18 protein-coding genes are annotated in these 18141 nt (G+C 27.1%); all 18 read left to right on the top strand.

Going from position 1 to position 18141, the window contains the following annotated elements; all coding sequences use genetic code 11:
• The first annotated feature begins 233 nt into the window (after nt 1–233).
• From H9I45_RS03515 to H9I45_RS03430, 18 genes are read left to right on the top strand one after another with little or no spacing between them, the layout of a single operon-like run.
• On the top strand, nt 234–1106 hold the full coding sequence (locus H9I45_RS03515) for an ABC transporter permease (protein WP_088353320.1): 873 nt from the start codon (nt 234–236) through the stop codon (nt 1104–1106).
• Between the two features lie 2 nt (nt 1107–1108).
• Entirely contained in the window at nt 1109–2368 is a 1260-nt protein-coding gene (locus H9I45_RS16295) for an ABC transporter ATP-binding protein (RefSeq protein ID WP_217896854.1), read from the top strand.
• Entirely contained in the window at nt 2358–2759 is a 402-nt protein-coding gene (locus H9I45_RS03505; RefSeq protein WP_088353321.1) for a sugar 3,4-ketoisomerase, read from the top strand. Before H9I45_RS16295 ends, H9I45_RS03505 begins: the two co-directional genes overlap by 11 nt.
• The gene (locus H9I45_RS03500) at nt 2760–3437 is read left to right on the top strand and encodes an LbetaH domain-containing protein (RefSeq protein ID WP_088353322.1); all 678 of its coding nucleotides are present in this window, start codon (nt 2760–2762) and stop codon (nt 3435–3437) included.
• Between the two features lie 3 nt (nt 3438–3440).
• Nucleotides 3441–3851 (top strand): MaoC family dehydratase, encoded by a 411-nt coding sequence (locus tag H9I45_RS03495; protein ID WP_088353323.1) that lies wholly within the window; start codon nt 3441–3443, stop codon nt 3849–3851.
• Nucleotides 3848–4948, top strand: a complete 1101-nt coding sequence (locus H9I45_RS03490) for a DegT/DnrJ/EryC1/StrS family aminotransferase (protein ID WP_088353324.1) — start codon at nt 3848–3850, stop codon at nt 4946–4948. The genes H9I45_RS03495 and H9I45_RS03490 overlap by 4 nt, the downstream gene beginning before the upstream one ends.
• Nucleotides 4941–6449, top strand: a complete 1509-nt coding sequence (locus H9I45_RS03485) for a hypothetical protein (RefSeq protein WP_088353325.1) — start codon at nt 4941–4943, stop codon at nt 6447–6449. Before H9I45_RS03490 ends, H9I45_RS03485 begins: the two co-directional genes overlap by 8 nt.
• Complete coding sequence (locus H9I45_RS03480; protein WP_088353326.1) at nt 6449–7363, top strand: glycosyltransferase family A protein; 915 nt, start codon at nt 6449–6451, stop codon at nt 7361–7363. The genes H9I45_RS03485 and H9I45_RS03480 overlap by 1 nt, the downstream gene beginning before the upstream one ends.
• Nucleotides 7364–7375: 12 nt before the next feature.
• Nucleotides 7376–8524: a glycosyltransferase family 4 protein gene (locus H9I45_RS03475; RefSeq protein ID WP_088353327.1), complete on the top strand. Its 1149-nt coding sequence runs from the start codon at nt 7376–7378 to the stop codon at nt 8522–8524.
• Nucleotides 8525–8550: 26 nt separating this feature from the next.
• Entirely contained in the window at nt 8551–9510 is a 960-nt protein-coding gene (locus H9I45_RS03470; protein WP_088353328.1) for a hypothetical protein, read from the top strand.
• Nucleotides 9511–9513: 3 nt separating this feature from the next.
• A complete protein-coding gene (locus H9I45_RS03465) occupies nt 9514–10539 on the top strand; it encodes a glucosamine inositolphosphorylceramide transferase family protein (RefSeq protein WP_088353329.1) in 1026 nt (341 codons plus the stop codon).
• A complete protein-coding gene (locus H9I45_RS03460) occupies nt 10536–11690 on the top strand; it encodes a glycosyltransferase (RefSeq protein ID WP_088353330.1) in 1155 nt (384 codons plus the stop codon). Before H9I45_RS03465 ends, H9I45_RS03460 begins: the two co-directional genes overlap by 4 nt.
• Nucleotides 11687–12877, top strand: a complete 1191-nt coding sequence (locus H9I45_RS03455) for a glycosyltransferase (protein ID WP_088353331.1) — start codon at nt 11687–11689, stop codon at nt 12875–12877. Before H9I45_RS03460 ends, H9I45_RS03455 begins: the two co-directional genes overlap by 4 nt.
• On the top strand, nt 12874–13875 hold the full coding sequence (locus tag H9I45_RS03450) for an N-acetylneuraminate synthase family protein (RefSeq protein WP_088353332.1): 1002 nt from the start codon (nt 12874–12876) through the stop codon (nt 13873–13875). The genes H9I45_RS03455 and H9I45_RS03450 overlap by 4 nt, the downstream gene beginning before the upstream one ends.
• 1 nt (nt 13876) lies before the next feature.
• Entirely contained in the window at nt 13877–15037 is a 1161-nt protein-coding gene (gene neuC, locus H9I45_RS03445) for a UDP-N-acetylglucosamine 2-epimerase (RefSeq protein WP_088353333.1), read from the top strand.
• Nucleotides 15037–15729, top strand: coding sequence for an acylneuraminate cytidylyltransferase family protein (locus H9I45_RS03440; protein ID WP_088353334.1), 693 nt, complete (start codon nt 15037–15039; stop codon nt 15727–15729). Before neuC ends, H9I45_RS03440 begins: the two co-directional genes overlap by 1 nt.
• Nucleotides 15730–16650 carry a hypothetical protein gene (locus H9I45_RS03435; protein ID WP_088353335.1) on the top strand — a complete coding sequence of 307 codons (921 nt, stop codon included), beginning with the start codon at nt 15730–15732 and terminating at the stop codon, nt 16648–16650.
• Nucleotides 16640–18064, top strand: a complete 1425-nt coding sequence (locus H9I45_RS03430; RefSeq protein WP_088353336.1) for an MBOAT family O-acyltransferase — start codon at nt 16640–16642, stop codon at nt 18062–18064. Before H9I45_RS03435 ends, H9I45_RS03430 begins: the two co-directional genes overlap by 11 nt.
• Nucleotides 18065–18141: the final 77 nt, after the last annotated feature.

Genomic DNA, 18141 nt, shown 5'->3' with positions numbered 1-18141 from the left:
TAAGTTGCGTTAGGGATTGTAGCGACATCCTTTTTTTGTTTTTATCAAAAAAAGATACAGCGAAAAGCCCGACATTTCTTTCTAAAACTTTTTTGTTTTAAAAAGAAATGGAACGTCCAAATTTAAATTAATTTCTTCATATAATGATTATTAATTTCGTTGGAAAGATTGAAAAAGAAGTCTCTAAAATTAATAAAATGAACTATATTTGTTAAAAATTTTAACACAAATTAATGGAGCGAGATAAATGGCTTTTTGAAATATCCCCCAAAAACAATTTATTCGACTTAAATCTTAAAGAAGTTTGGCAATATAGAGATTTACTAATTCTTTTTGTAAAAAGAGATGTGGTTACTCTATACAAACAAACAATTTTAGGACCTTTGTGGTATCTAATTCAGCCTTTATTTACTTCTGTAATATTTACGTTAGTTTTTAATAATATTGCTGGAATTTCCACAGGAGATGTTCCACCTTTCTTATTCAATTTAGCAGGAGTTACCATTTGGAATTATTTTAAAGAATGCTTAACAGCAACTTCAGACACTTTTAAAAAAAATGAAGCCATTTTCGGTAAAGTATATTTTCCAAGAGTAATAATGCCAATGTCTATTGTAGTTTCCAATTTGTTAAAATTTGGAATTCAGATTTTTATATTTATTTGTTTTTATATTTATTATGCTTTAACAGGATATGAAATTATGCCAAATATGTATATTTTATTTTTTCCATTATTAATTATTGCAATGGGAATGATGGGTTTAGGTTTGGGAATGATTATTTCTTCTATGGTAACAAAATATAGAGATTTAACTTTTTTAGTTGCTTTTGGAGTACAATTGCTAATGTATTTATCTGCAGTAATGTACCCTTTAGATTTAATGCGAGAAAAGTTAATAAATGTTGAAGAAGGTACAGATTATTCTTGGGTGGTAGATTTTAACCCAATAGCTCATCTTATAGAACTTGGTAGATATATGCTTTTAAATGATGGAAATTATTCTGTTTTTGGAATTACATACACAGCTATATTTACCATTGTAATATTTTTCTTAGGATTATTGATTTTTAATAAAACCGAAAAAACTTTTATAGATACGATTTAGATATGAAAGAAGATATTATTTTAAAGGTCGAAAACCTATCCAAACAATATCGTTTAGGAACTATTGGTACAGGTACTATTAGTCACGATTTTAATCGTTTTTTAGCAAAAATTAGAGGTAAAGAAGATCCGTATTTAAAAATTGGAGAATCTAATGATAGGTCATCAAAAGGAAAATCGGAATATGTTTGGGCTTTAAAAGACATTAATTTTGAAGTAAAAAGAGGAGAGGTTTTAGGAATTATAGGAAAAAATGGTGCAGGAAAATCGACATTATTAAAAATACTTTCTAAAGTTACAGGTCCTACAGAGGGTTTTATAAAATCGAAAGGAAGAATCGCCTCTTTATTAGAAGTTGGTACAGGTTTTCACCCAGAAATGACAGGGAAAGAAAACATTTTTTTAAATGGAGCTATTCTTGGAATGACCAAAAAAGAAATAAATTCTAAATTAGATGAAATTGTGTCTTTTTCTGGTTGCGAACGTTATATAGATACCCCAGTAAAAAGGTATTCTAGCGGAATGAAAGTTCGTTTGGCTTTTGCAGTAGCCGCACATTTAGAACCAGATATTTTGGTGGTAGATGAAGTTTTGGCTGTTGGAGATATTGAGTTTCAAAAGAAAGCAATTGGTAAAATGCAAGATATTTCTAAAACAGATGGTAGAACTGTTTTGTTTGTGAGTCATAATATGGCAGCTGTAAGAAGTCTTTGCAATAAAGCGATTGTTTTGGATAATGGTCAATTAAAATTTGAAGGATCTGTTGACAATTCTTTAAATTTTTATAAAGAATTATCTAAAAAATTAAGTTATGAAAAGAGCATAAAAAAAATTAAGAATAAACATATTGCATTAGAAAATATTACTGTAACTCCAATAGAAGGTAGTATATTGTCAATTAATTCTGGAATTGATATTTTAATAAAATTTAAAAATTTTTCAGGAAATATAAATTTAGATTGTACAGTTGAAATTGTAAATCAAGACGAAGTTATTATTTATCATAATGGAGCTTTAGTTTTAATTAATAATGATTCAAAAGTTGGGACTTATCAATTAAATACTCAAATACCAGCATATTTATTAAATTCTGGTTTTTTTACAATTAATTTAATTTTTGGTAAGGATCAAAAATACGTGCTTTTAGAAGCATTAGAAGTTGTGTCTTTCGAAGTAGACAACTTAGGGAGCAAGAATACAAATAAAAAACCAGGGATTTTGTACGAGGGTTTTGAATGGAAATCACATTTTTATGAAAAATAAAAAACCATATATCATAGAGTTTGATTCTATTGGTTCAAGTGAATTGGGTTATATTTCTGTTGCAGAAGCACAGAAACAAGTGCCATTTGATATTAAACGTGTTTATTGGACGTATTTTACACCAAATAATGTACAAAGGGGACATCATGCTCATAAAAATTTGCAGCAAATAATTGTTGCTGTTTCAGGTGTTATAGAGTTCAAACTAACTGACAAGTTAGGGTTTGAGCAAGTTTATATTTTAAATACCCCCTCTAAAGGTTTATATATTCCAGAATTATATTGGAGAGAAATCTCTTTTTCACATAATGCGGTTCTTTTATGTTTGGCCTCAGAATTTTATATTAAAAGCGATTACATAAGAAATTTTCAAAAATTCAAAAATCATTAAATGAATCATATTCATCCTACAGCTATTATTGCGACTAATGTAACATTAGGTGATAATAATAAAATCGGAGCATATACAGTTATAGATGGCCCAACTTTAATTGGTAATAATAATATAATTGGCTCTCATGTTGTAATTGGTTCTCCAGGACAAGATACTAAAAACCCAAGATATGATTCTTCTAATGCACTTATAAAAATTGGAGATAATAATATTATAAGAGAATTTTCAGCAATACAAAAACCTTGTTATACAGATATTACAGAGCTTGGTAATAATATTTATTTAATGCAAAGTGTGCATATACCTCATGACGCTATTTTAGAAGATGATGTGGTTATAACACCAATGAGTGTTCTTGCGGGTATAACAAGAATTATGAAAGGAGCTAATATAGGCATTGGAGCAGGTATAAATCAATATAATGTAATTGGTCAGTATTCAATGGTTTCAGCAAGTGCTTTTGTTATGAAAAATGTAAAACCCTTTTCTAGGCATATTCCAAGAAATCCTATTAGTGTAAATGTATACGCAATAAAAAAATTTGGTTTTTTAGAATATTTAGATACGATTAAGGATTATGTATTAAATGATATTGAACCTAAGGAAAAAATAATTAAAGACATAGTAGATAGATTTAATAATTATCATATTAAATCTAAAAAAACTCTTTATTAAATTATGAAAATAACCATCGGAGATACAGCTTCAATATCGAAAACTATAACTGAAAAGGATATACAATTGTTTAGTGAAATTAGTTTGGATATCAATCCTATTCATTTAGATAAAGAATATGCTTCTTCATCAAGATTTAAAAAAAGGATAGTGCATGGGTTTCTTGTTGGCTCCTACATTAGTGCTGTTTTGGGCACTAAACTTCCTGGATATGGAAGCATTTATTTAAAACAAACAATGAGCTTTATAAAGCCAGTGTATTACGATGAAACAATTACTGCTAAGGTGACTGTGAAGGAAGTTGATATAAAAAAAGCAAGAATTATTTTAATTACAAATTGTTTTAATCAAAATAATGAATTGGTACTTGAAGGAGAGGCGTATATGAAAGTAGATAAAACTATATTATTTTGATTCCATTTTTAGATTTAAAAAGGCTTAATGAAAAATATAAACCTGAGATTGAACTCGCAATTAAAAGAGTTTTGGATTCTGGTTGGTATATTTTAGGTAATGAATTAAAGTTGTTTGAGAAGGAGTTTGCAAAGTTTTCAGGTGTTGAATATTGCATTGGAGTAGGAAATGGTTTAGATGCATTAATATTAATATTGAGAGCTTATAAAGAATTAGGTCTGTTAGAAGATGGAGATGAAATATTAGTCCCAGCAAACACATATATTGCAACTATATTAGCGATTACAGAAAATAGGTTGAAACCAGTTTTTGTCGAGCCTACTTTAGATTCTTATAATATAGATGTAGTTAAAATTAAAGAAAAAATAACAAATATAACAAAGGCAATACTTCCTGTACATTTATATGGACAGGTTTGTGATATGGATTCTATAATAGAAGTTGCTAAAAAATATAATTTACTTGTAATAGAAGATGCAGCACAATCACATGGCGCTTCTTACAAAGGTAAAAAAGCTGGAAATTTAGGAGATGCTGCAGGATTTAGTTTTTATCCAGGTAAAAACCTTGGAGCTCTTGGTGATGCAGGAGCTATTACAACTAATAATCAGGAGTTAGCAAAATGCATCACTTATTTAAGAAATTATGGTTCAACAGAAAAATATATTCATAAATATAAATCTTTTAATAGTAGGTTAGATGAGATGCAAGCGGCTGTATTAAGAGTGAAGTTAAAATATATTAATCAAGAAATAAAAAAAAGACAAAAATTAGCTAAACTTTATTTAGAAAAAATTGACAACAATAAATTAATACTTCCTAAATTCAATAAAATTGAGAATCACGTATTTCATTTATTTGTGATAAGAACAAAACAAAGAGATAAATTGCAGAAGTATTTATTAGATAAAAATATTCAAACACTAATACATTACCCTATTCCACCCCATAAACAATTAGCCTACAAGGAATTTTCACATTTACAATTACCAATTACAGAGAAAATTCATAATGAAGTTTTAAGCTTACCAATTAGTGCTGTACAGACTCAAAAAGAGATAGAAGAAATTATTAAAATTTTGAACGATTATGCTTGATTTAATTAAGAGAAATTCTTTTTTTTTTGACAATTGTTTAAATTTAGCAAATATTTTTTTTGAAAAAGGACAATATAATTTTGCTTTAAAATTTATTAGACAAATTGCCTATTTTGCTACTTTTAATCAAACAGGTTACTACGCTTCCTGGAAGTTGGAGCAACTTTTAAGTAAGGTTTCTTCAAAACTAAATTTTAATATTACTAATAAATTCAATAATTTTAAATTAGAAAGTAATGAAGGTCAATTTAATGTTTTACATGTAGTCTCAGAAATTTACTTAACTGGAGGGCATACAAAATTAATGAAAAATTGGATTTTAAATGATAAAGAAAATTCACATTCCATAGTATCAACTTCAATGAATTATAAAAGTTTTAAAGAAGTTCTAATACATTATAACCTAGAAAGCAACTCTAATTATTATTTAAATGGAAATATAGTAGAAAAAGCAGTTCAGCTAAGAAGTTTAAGCGTAAATTATGATAGAATAGTTTTACATATTCATCAATATGATATAATACCTAATTTAGCTTTTTCAAACTATAAAAGCAAGGTTATTTTATTAAACCATGCAGATCATACATTTTGGGTTGGTGTTTCAGTAGCAAACGTTATTGCACAAATTAGAAATAGTAACATAGAGTTAGACGCAGTAAGAAGGGGAATTGATATAAAACAATTTTATCTTCCTATTCCTATCTCTAAATTAGAAGAAAAAAATAGACAAAAAAAGGAGAGTGTTAAAAAAAGTTTAGGACTTTCAGATGATTCTATAATTTTACTTACTATAGCATCCGCATATAAATTTAAACCAAACAATCATAAGAATTTTTTTTTAGATATTGTTGATATATTAAATAGTGATAAAAAAATTATAATTTTTATAATTGGAGTTACTGAAGATGATGTCTTTGTTATAAAACATCCTCAGATAATATATTTAGGAGTACTTACAAATATTAAAGAATATGAATTAATAGCAGACATTTATTTAGAAAGCTATCCTTTAGGTTCTTTTACATCTACTTTAGAAGCTATGAAAAAACAAACTCCAGTTCATTTAATGTATAGTCCTGAAGATTGTATTAGATTTTTTTCAGATAGTAATGATGAATTTAAATATCCAAAAGATTTTATTGAGTGGAAAAAAAAATTACTAACTTTAATTAAAAATGAAAATAAATATAGAGAAAAAATAATATTTTTTCAAAATAAATATTTAAAAAACAATAATTTAATTGATGCTTGGAATTTGAAATTACAAAATATTTACAATACCAATTATGTTAATAGTAAGTTTAAAGAAGACTTATCGTATAAAACCAAAAATGAAATATTTATGATGAATTATATGCATAATAAAAATATTTTTTCATTTAAATTATTATTAAAAAATACATCTTTTTTTAATTATTTTTTATTTTGGAATGTTATTTCACATATTTTTATACTAAAAGTACAAACCAAAATGAATAAACTTAAAAACTCAAATATGTAATGTTGGCAATTGTAATTCCTTATTATAAGCTAACTTTTTTTGAACAAACAATAAAATCTTTAGCAAACCAAACAAATAAACAATTTAAAGTTTATATTGGTGATGATGCTAGTTTAGAAAACCCACAAACATTATTAGCCGAGTATAAATATAAACTTAATTATTCATACAAGAGATTTGATGAAAACTTAGGTGGAATTTCTTTAGTAAAACAGTGGAATAGATGTATAGAGTTAATCGGAGATGAAGAATGGATTATGATTCTTGGAGACGATGATTATTTAGAATCTAATGTAGTAGAGTGTTGGTATAATTCTTTTAAGGAGTTTAAAGATAAAACTAATGTTATTAGATTTTCAACCAAAGATGTATTGGAACAATCAAATTTAATAGAGAATAAAAGTTGCCAACCAATTTGGGAAAATTCAATAGACTCTTTTTTTAGAAGAATAAAAGGTTTAACTGGTAGTTCTTTATCTGAACATATTTTTTCAAGAAAATCATATGAGAAATTTAAATTTATAGATTACCCTCTAGCATGGCATAGTGATGATCAAGCTTGGTTAGATTTTTCAGACGGAAAACCAATATTTTCTATTAACAATGCTTCATGTTATATAAGAATTTCTAACTTAAGTATTTCTGGAAAGAATGATAATTTAGATTTAAAAAAAGAAGCTACTTTAATGTTTCAGAAAAATTTTATTTCAGAAAAATTTTATTTATTAAATAAATCTCAAAAATTAGAATTTTTGCTAATACATGAGACATTACTAAGGAGTAAATCTGAAATTAGAAATAATAATTGGAACTTTATATTTAAACTGTATTTTAAAAATTTTAAATTAATCCCTTTTTTAAAACTTTTAAGAAGATTTATAAAAAATAGATTTAGGCTTCATATTTTAAAATAATTTTATATATATATGAAAAATAAAAATATAATTGGCTTCATAACTGTTTTAGATCCTCGAGATAAAACATCTTGGTCAGGAACTCATTATAGGATGTTAAAAGCACTCGAGAAAGAATTTGAAACAGTTGTTGTTTTAGGGCCAATTCCAAATAGTAGAGTTATTAGTGGAATAGTAAATAAAATTGACGTATTAGCTCGTTTTTTTTTAAATAAAAAATACAATAAAGAACAAAACATACTAAAGAGTTGGTATCATAGTAAGTATATCAATAAAAGATTAAAAAATAAAAAAATAGATTTATTATTTGCACCAGCAAGTTCAACAGCTTTAGCCTTTTTAAATACTAAAATACCAATTTGCACGTCAGATGATGCTACTGTGGACTTATTAATAGATTATCACCCTGGTTATTTCAATTTTTTTAAATTTTCTTTAATAGAATCTAAATATATAGAAAGAAAAGCAGCATCAAAAGTAACTTATTTTACATTTTCATCTGAATGGGCATCTAAAGATGCCATAAAAAAATATAAATTAAAGAAGAAAGATGTCTTTATTACTAAATATGGAGCTAATGTAGATTACAAACCACAGAAAAGAAATATTTTAAGTAGAGATTATAATTCAACTATTAAAATTTTATTTCTAGCAAGGCATTGGGAAACAAAAGGAGGGCCATTAGTTTTTGAGGCTTTGAAAATTCTATTAGAAAAAGGTTATGATGTAACTTTAACTGTTTGTGGTTGTACACCAGCTATTAACCATCCAAAGGTAAATATAATTCCTTTTTTAAATAAAAATATAGTAACTCAAGAAAAGTCTTTTAAAGAGTTATTATATCAAACACATTTAATGTTTGTACCAACAAGAGCAGATTGCTATGGGATTGCTTTTTGTGAAGCAAGCGCTTTTGGTATTCCTGTAATAACTACAGATACAGGTGGTGTTTCTGCTGTTGTGGAAAATAATTATAATGGTTTTACTCTCCCTTTAGATTCAAATGCAGAAGATTATGCAAATAAAATTCAAATTTTATTAAATAACTTATCTTTAATTAATAATATGGTTATTAATTCTATGCATAAATTTGAAGCAGAATTAAATTGGGATTCTTGGGGAAAGAAAATGAAAGAAATTCTTTTATCCATGTCTAATTAATATTTGTTTTCTAAAAAAAAATAAGGATGTACAAACCTCAAATATTTATCTACAATTCCATAAAAAAGAACCTTAAGGTTTGGTTGAAATTCAAATTAAAATCTAAAGAGCACGTTGCTGGTAATAGGTTTATAGATTCGAATTCTAATCAAGTTGTTGAGATTATAGAGAAAGTTTACAGCAATTATAAAGTTTTTGGGAATATCGAAGACGAAGATTTTAAAGATAAAAAAATCTTAGAAATTGGCCCAGGAGATAGTTTTGGTATTGCTATAAAATTATTGTTTTCTAATGCGAAAGAAATAGTTTGTTTCGATAAATTTTATGCCAAAAGAAATGGTAATTTGTTAAAGGAAGCCTATTTAAAAATGTTTAAGAATAAAAATACATATTCTTTTAAAGATATTTTTAATGAAGATTTATTGCCACAAAATAAAATACATTATTTTTTTGGAAAAGGAATCGAAAAAATAAAATTTGACAATAATTTTTTTGAAAAAGAATCTTATAATTATATTTTTTCAAATCAAGTCATACAAGAAATTTACAATCCCTTTCCTGCCTTTCATAAAATGATAAAATTGCTTAAAAGTGGAGGAAAAATGGTGCATCATATAGATTTTGAACCCTATAATTATTTTCGACACCATTTAAAAAAAGAGTATGATTATTTAACATTTACAGAAATAGAATATAAGTGGATGGTAAATAAACGCGGCATGGGAAACAGGAAAAGAATTACAGAATATATAGATTATTTAAATAAAAATAAGAATATCGATTATAAATTTATAGTTTCCACATGTTTTTTAGATAAAGAAAAATTAGAAGCTCCAATTGAGTATCCAAACTTTCCAGAAAATATAAAAAAATCATATAAGACGCTTGTAGAGTCACAAAAATCTAATTTCAATAAGAAATATAAAAACTTGCCTATTGAAGATCTTATGGTTGGTAATGCATATTTAGTCATAGAAAAAAAATAATTTATGGAGAATTTTCTGATCTATTTTTTTATTCTGATAATCGTATTTATACTATGTTATTACATTCTAAATAGAATATTAAAACAAAGAGCTATATCTCATTCCAATAAGTTTATTCCTAAAATTTTAAAAAAGACAAAACTCAATTTTTTCTTCAGGGAAAATCAACAAAATTGGCGAGTTGGAGTTTTTCAAAGTAAAAAAGAATTTTTAGAATTAGATGCACATTATATTGAACAGCTAAACTGGATAAAATTTAAAAACAGTAATAAAGAATTAAGTATTGCAGACCCTTTTTTAATAAAAGAAAAAAATCTTTTTTATCTTTTTTTTGAATATGAAAACGAAAAACATCTCAATAAAAATGCAGATTTAGCCTACGCAACAAGCAATAATGGTTTAGATTGGTCTTTTCAAAAAAAAATAATCGAAGAACCTTTTCACCAATCTTTTCCAAATATTTTTAAAGAAGATGGCGATTATTATATGATTCCTGAAACCTATCAAGCCAATGAAGTTCGTTTATACAAAGCTACAGAATTTCCTAATAAATGGAATTTAAATACCATTTTATTCCAAGGAAAGCAATTTGTAGATACAGTTTTCTTAAAGAAAGAAAGTTTGTTTTATTGGATAACAACAGATTTAGAAACGTCTAATTTATTGCTGTTTTATAGTAATGGTTTAAAAGAAAAATGGATTATACACCCAAGTTCGCCAATAACTTCAAACAATAAGAACAATAGAAATGCAGGAGCAATTATCGCTGAAAACGGAAAATATTATAGAGTTGCACAAGATGGAAGAGCAGGGTATGGTTCTGGTATAAATATTTATGAAATTTTAACAATTAATAAAAATTCTTATATTGAGGAATCAGTGAAAGAACCCCTTTTTTATAAATCTAAGGGAATTACAAAAGATGCGATTCATCATATATCTATTTTAAATTTAGAAGACAAAAAGTTAATTGCTGTAGATGGTGCTAATTTTGCCATAAATGGAATAAAAAGTAAACTTAAGTTATGAAAATTCTTTTTGTTTGTCAGCAATATATCCATGCAACAAGATGGATCAATCAATTGAAAGATTCTGGGCACGAAATTTATCTTTTCGATTGTTTAGATGCGCCAATACATAAAGATTTATTGTGGACAAATTACACTACAAATTGGAATAAAAGGAAATTACCAAAATTTAAAGGAGAATATTTTTTAAAAACAAAATTGCCTAAATTTTATGCTTTCTTAGAACCTTATTTGTGTGTTACAGCATCAGAAAGGTTAGAAGTTTTAATCAAGGAAATTCAGCCAGATTTGGTACATTCTTTAGAAATGCAATCGGAAACTTATCCACTTTTAAAAGTTCGAAAGAAAATTAAATTCAATTGGGCGTATTTTTCTTGGGGAAGCGATTTGTATTTATATCTGCATAATAAAGACCATCAATATAAAATAAAAAATGTTTTAAAGGACGTAAACTATTTATTTACAGATAATAAAAGAGATGTTAACCTTGCAAAAGAACTAGACTTTAAAGGAAATGAAATGCCAATTTTTCCTGGAGGAGGAGGTTATAAAATTAAAGAATATCAAAAATTTTCTTTAACAATAAAAGAGAGAAAATTAATTTTGATAAAAGGTTACGATCATTGGGCAGGGAGAGCATTATCTGTTTTAAATGGATTAGAAATAATTGTTGAGGATATTCGAAACTTCGATATTTATGTATATTCTGCCCATAATAAAGTGGTTGATAAAATTAAAGAAATCAATAAAAAACATAACATTAACATTGAATATTCTTCGAGATACAAACAAATATCACATAACGAATTGTTAGAGAAATTTGGAAAAGCTAAAATTGCCATTGGAAATAACATTTCAGATGGAATTCCAAATACTTTATTAGAAGCTATAATTTGTGGTGCATTTCCAATTCAATCGAATCCTGGAGGTGTAACTGAAGAATATATAAATAATGCCGTAAATGGATTTTTAATTGAAAATCCAGAAGACGTTGAGGAAATTGCTTCAAAAATTAAAAAAGCATTGAATAATAATGTTTTATTAGAAAATGCCTTCAACATAAATAAAAGTATTTCAGAGAAATTAGAGTATTCTAAGATTAAAAAAGAAGTTTTGGAAGCGTATAAAAATATTGAAAAAGATATTTTATGAAAAAAATCTTATTCTTAGTAAACGCAGGTAAAATAACTTCAAATGAAAATGGTGGAGCATCTGTTTATTACAGTCATTTAGAGCTCTTGTTTAAAGCTGAATTTCATATAGAAATCGTAGTTTTAGAATGGGAGAATCAGCAAATTTATATTGAAGAAGATTATAAAGAAGTTGCAAAATTTGTATCAGAAATTAGTAGTTATAAAGTTATTTCAAAAAAACATAACAAAGGATTAAACAGAATTGTAGAAGCAATCACAAATCCTTCAAAATTTGAATATAATTTTATAAATAAAGAAAATTCCGATTTTTTAAAGAATAAAATCCAAGAAAATAATATCGATTTAGTTTGGTGTGAGTGGAGATGGAGTGCGATTTTAGCAACAAATTCAGCTTTAAAAGTTCCAGTAATTTATGCACATCACGATTGGGAATACAAATTAGCAAAACTTAGAAAGAGAAGAAATTTCTTACAAAAGTTCCATACGTTTCAAAAAAAACGAGTGGAAATAGCTATTGTAAAAAAAGCCACTGCCTGTATTTCAGGTTCAATTACAGAAAAGGAAGAAATAGAAAAAATAGCTTCAAAAAAAGCCTTGTATTTACCAACAACTTATAAAGAAATTATTTTAGAGGAAAATAATTTAGAAAAAGCGCCTTCAATAATACATCTTGGAGGAATGAATACAACAGCAAACAGATTGGGCTTAGAACGTTTTTTAGACGTAAGTTGGGCCGATTTAAAGCAAAGAATTCCAAAGGTAAATTTAAAAGTTATTGGAAGTTTAAAACAAGCAACACCCACTTTATTAAAAAAATTAGAAGACCCACAAATTACATGTTTCGGATTTGTAGAAAATTTAGATAAAGTGATGATTCCGAAAGACATACACATTGTTCCTTGGGAATACAACACAGGAACAAGAACGAGAATTCCAGTAATTTTAAATTACGAACAAGTTTTAGTGGCAACCAAACCATCTGTGAGTTGTTACAAAGAAATTACACAGGAAAATAGTGTTTTGTGTAATGATTTAGAAGAAATGACAGAAGAAATTGTGAATTTGTATTCTAACAAAGAAAGACTACATTTGTTAAGTAGCAAAGGAAAAGAGGTTTTTTTAGACACTTTTACAGCCGATAATCAATTCCAAAAACTAAAAACTTTTATACACAATTTAGTATGACATTTATAATTGCAGAAATTGCACAAGCACATGATGGAAGTTTAGGAATGGCACATGCGTATATAGATGCTGTTGCGAAAACAGGGTGTAATGCTATTAAATTTCAAACACATATTGCTGAAGCAGAAAGCAGTATTCACGAACCTTTTCGTGTGAAATTTTCCAAACAAGATGCCACAAGAATGTACTATTGGAAACGAATGGAATTCACTTTAGAACAATGGAAAGGATTAAAAAAACATTGTGATGATGTTGGTTTGGAATTTATGAGTTCACCATTTAGTAATGCTGCAGTAGATTTGTTAGAAAAAGTAGATGTGAAACGTTACAAAGTTGGTTCTGGAGAAGTGAATAATTTTGTGTTATTAGAAAAAATTGCACAGACTGGAAAACCTGTAATTATATCATCTGGAATGAGTTCTTTTGATGAATTAGATAAAACAATTGCCTTTTTAAAATCGAGAAATGTAGAGTATTCAATATTACAATGTACAACTGCATATCCTACAAAACCAGTACAGTTTGGGTTAAATGTAATTCAAGAATTAAAAAAAAGATATAATGTTTCAGTTGGTTTTTCAGACCATTCTTCTTCCATAGAAGCTTGTATTGCAGCCACAACTTTAGGTGCCGAAATTTTAGAATTTCATGTCGTTTTTAATAAAGAAATGTTTGGTCCAGATGCGAAAGCATCTTTAACAATGGAAGAAACCACAAATTTAGTTGCTGCTGTAAGAAATATTGAAGTCGCTTTACAAAACCCGATTGATAAAAAAGACAACTCAAACTTTAAGGAATTAAAATCCATTTTCGAAAAATCGTTAGCAGTAAATAAAGATTTAAAAAGTGGAAGTGTAATTACTTTTTCTGACTTAGAAACTAAAAAACCTAAAGGTTTTGGTATCTTGGCAAGTGAATACGAAAATATTATTGGTAAAAAATTGAATAAAGATTTAAACCAATGGGATTTTTTGAATTATGAAGATATAACTGAATAAAATGTCGATAAAAAAAATATGTGTAGTTGTAACTGCAAGACCATCTTACAGTAGGATAAAAACAGCTTTAACAGCCATAAAAAATCACCCAGAATTAGAGTTACAATTGGTAATTGCAGGTTCTGCTTTGTTAGGTAGATATGGAAATGCGGTTGATTTTATAGAAAACGACGGTTTTAAAATCGACGAAAAAGTGTTTATGGTTTTAGAGGGAGAAAACCCAACTTCTATGGCAAAAACGACAGGTTTAGGCGTTATGGAATTAGCGAATGTTTTTTACAGATTGCAACCAGATGCAGTGGTAACCATTGCAGATCGTTTTGAAACAATTGCAACGAGTATTGCTGCTTCTTATCAAAATATTCCGTTAATACACATTCAAGGAGGAGAAGTTACAGGAAATATCGACGAGAAAGTGCGTCATGCAAATACGAAATTAGCAGACTTACATTTGGTAGCTTCCCAAGATGCAAAAGAAAGGGTTTTAAAAATGGGCGAAAATCCAGCAACGGTTTTTAATACGGGTTGTCCATCTATAGATTTAGCTTCAGAAATTAAGCAAAATCCGAATTTAGATTTCGATCCTATTGAAAAATATGGTGGAGTTGGAGCAGATGTTAATTGGAAAGAAGAAGGTTATATTGTGGTGATGCAACATCCAGTAACTACAGAATATGCATCTGCAAGAAAAGATGTTGAACAAACATTGCAAGCGGTTCACGAATTAGGCATTCCTACTTTTTGGTTTTGGCCAAATGTAGATGCTGGTTCAGATGGAACATCAAACGGAATTAGAACTTTTAGAGAAATTAAAAAGCCAGAAAATATCCATTTTTTCAAGAATATGGAACCAAAGGATTTTTTAAAATTATTAATAAATAGTAAATGTTTAATTGGTAACTCTAGTGCTGGTATTCGAGAATGTTCTTATTTAGGAGTTCCAGTTGTAAATATAGGAAGTCGTCAAAATAGAAGGCAAAGAGGAAATAACGTACTAAACTCTAGTTACGATAAAAATGAAATTATAAAAGCTATAGAAAACAGAATTTCATCCAAAAATATCACTTCTTCAACTATTTATGGAGATGGAAAATCTGGAGATAGAATTGCAGATATTTTAGCAAAAACGCCTTTAAGTTTTCACAAAACAATTACGTATTAATGAAAATATTAGGAATTATACCTGCAAGAGGAGGCTCTAAAGGAGTTCCGCGTAAAAATATTAAATTATTAGGAGGAAAGCCATTAATAGCATACACAGCTGAAGTTGCTTTAAAAAGTGAATTTATAAATACGTTAATTTTAAGCTCAGAAGACGAAGAAATAATAGCTATAGCAGAATCTTTAGGAATTGAAGTTCCCTTTAAAAGACCAGCTGATTTAGCGCTGGACGCTTCACCAACTTTGCCAGTTATTTTACATGCTTTAGAGTTTTATAAAAAACAAAATATGTATTTCGATGCAGTTTGTTTATTGCAAACAACAAGTCCTTTTAGAACTGTTGCGTTTTTAGATAAAGCAATACAAACATTTATAGAAAAAGATACAGATTCTTTATTTTCTGTACAAGAAGTTCCTCATGAATACAATCCTCATTGGGTTTTTGAAGAAAAAGAAGATAAAACTTTACAAATAGCGACTGGCGAAAACGATATTATTACTCGAAGACAAGATTTACCCAAAGCATTTCATAGAGATGGAAGTATTTATATTACCAAAACAAGTGTTTTATTAGAACAACAATCTTTGTTCGGGAATAGCATTTCTTATATAGAATCTCCAAAAAAATGGTATGTAAATATAGATACTTTAAAAGATTGGGAAAAAGCAGAAGAATTAGTAAATAATAAATAAATGAAATATTTTATTATTAAGTTTTCTAAATATTTATTAGTTGTAATTACAATTTACGCTCTATTATTTAAAGTTTCCAACTATCTTTTAAAAACAAAATATTCAAATATTTTTTCTGGTTTTGTAATTGATAAATACAAAAATATTACTGATAAAAATATCGAGAATAGATTAATTATAATGGGAGGATCCAACACTATTTTCTCAATCGATTCTCAATTATTAGAAAAAGAGTTGAAAATAAAAGTTATAAATAGTGGTTTTGTTTTCAATACAGGATACCAATTCCAATTAAATTTTTTAAAAAATCATGCAAGAAAAGGAGATTTTATAATTTATATACCAGAATTTAATTATTATTCTGGAAAAGGCCAATTTGGAGCGAATTTTATAAACAATGCATTTTTAACAGAACCGAAATTAATATCGAGTTTGGGTTCTGTAAATACACTAAATTTTTTTAGAAGCGGATTTAAATCGATGCTTAATCCTGTTTTTAGCTTTATAAAAGACGAATCTATTCCATCAGAAATAAAGAGAAGAGATTTTAATAAATATGGAGATTTAACATATCATTTAGATAAAAAAAATAAACTGGAAAAAGTAAGATCATATCCTATTATCGAAAAAGTTAAAATTTCGACTGCTTTCATAGATAATATTAATTCATTAGACTTAATTTTGAAAAAAAAAGAGATTCGTTTTTACATTACTTTTCCAGTGTATTCTAAAAAATTTATCACAAAAAATGCAATTTCTACTTTGGATAGTTTAACGAATACTAATTCGAAATTTATTGGTCATATAAAAGAAAATATTTTCGAAGACACAATGTTTTTTGATAGCCCATATCATGCCTTGAAAAAAACAAGAGAAATTTATACAAGAAATTTAATAAAAACTTTAAAAAATGTTATTTAATTCCATAGAATTTTTAATCTTTCTACCAATAGTATTTCTATTGTATTGGTTTGTTTTTAAGAAGTTAAGCATACAAAATGTTTTAATTTTAATTGCTAGTTATGTTTTTTATGGTTGGTGGGATTGGCGTTTTTTATCACTCATAATACTAAGTACAGTTGTAGATTATTCATTAGGTTTACAACTAAAAAACACAACTGAAAAGAAGCAAAGAAAACGATTACTAATTGTGAGTCTCGTTTTTAATTTGGGCTTATTAGGTTTTTTTAAATATTATAATTTTTTTATAGATAATTGGATTCAGGCTTGGGAATCTATTGGAGTAACTATGCATGCAAGCTCGTTAAATATTATTTTACCAGTTGGAATCTCGTTTTATACATTTCAAACTTTAAGTTACACCATAGATGTATATAGAGAAAAATTAGAACCTACTAAAAACTTCATCGCATTTGCTTCTTTCGTAGCATTTTTCCCTCAATTAGTGGCAGGACCAATTGAAAGAGCTACCAATTTATTACCTCAATTTTATAAAAATAGAGAATTCAATTATGATTTTGCTGTTTCTGGAATGAAATTAATTTTATGGGGATTGGTAAAAAAAGTGGTGATTGCAGATTCCTGTGCAGTTTTAGTCAACAGAATTTTCGAAAATTACCAAGATGAATCTGGCTTAGCACTTTGTATGGGAGCCATTTATTTTGCATTTCAAATTTATTGCGATTTTTCTGGATATTCAGATATTGCTATTGGAACATCGCGATTGTTTGGTTTCAAATTAATGAGAAACTTTAATTATCCGTATTTTTCTAGAGACATTGCAGAGTTTTGGAGAAGATGGCATATTTCTTTAAGTACTTGGTTTAGAGATTATTTATACATTCCATTAGGAGGTTCTAGAGGAAGTTTAAAAATTAAAATAAGAAACGTTTTTATTATCTTTTTAGTGAGTGGTTTTTGGCATGGAGCCAATTGGACATTTATTATTTGGGGAGGTTTAAACGCATTATTTTTCTTACCATTATTAATAGGAGGTAAAAATAGAACAAATTTAGATGAAGTTGCTGAAACTTCTATTTTACCGAGTTTTAAAGAAATTCTTCAAATTTTAGGAACTTTTACAATTACCACTTTTGCGTGGATATTTTTTAGAGCAACTTCATTAACACAAGCTGTTGAGTACATTCAGAATATATTTAATTTTAATAATTTTATTCCAGATATAATTCGACATAAAAAAGTGCTACCATTTTTATTGCTATTTGTAATTATGGAATGGTTTTCAAGAAGGCAAGAATATGCCATTGTTTTAGACAAAAAATACAGAATAGTATTTTATATGTTGTTTGCATTTATGATTTTATATTATGCTTCTGTAGACGAAAAATCTTCATTTATCTATTTTCAGTTTTAATTTATGAAGCTATTTTTAATAAAGTTATTTTATTACGTAGCTATAATTTCAATATTTTTTGGAATTTTAGTTCTCTT

The organism is Polaribacter haliotis (assembly GCF_014784055.1).
Classification (GTDB): domain Bacteria; phylum Bacteroidota; class Bacteroidia; order Flavobacteriales; family Flavobacteriaceae; genus Polaribacter; species Polaribacter haliotis.
The sequence above is the reverse complement of the archived record's forward strand: the minus strand, read 5'-3'. Positions and strand labels throughout refer to the sequence as shown.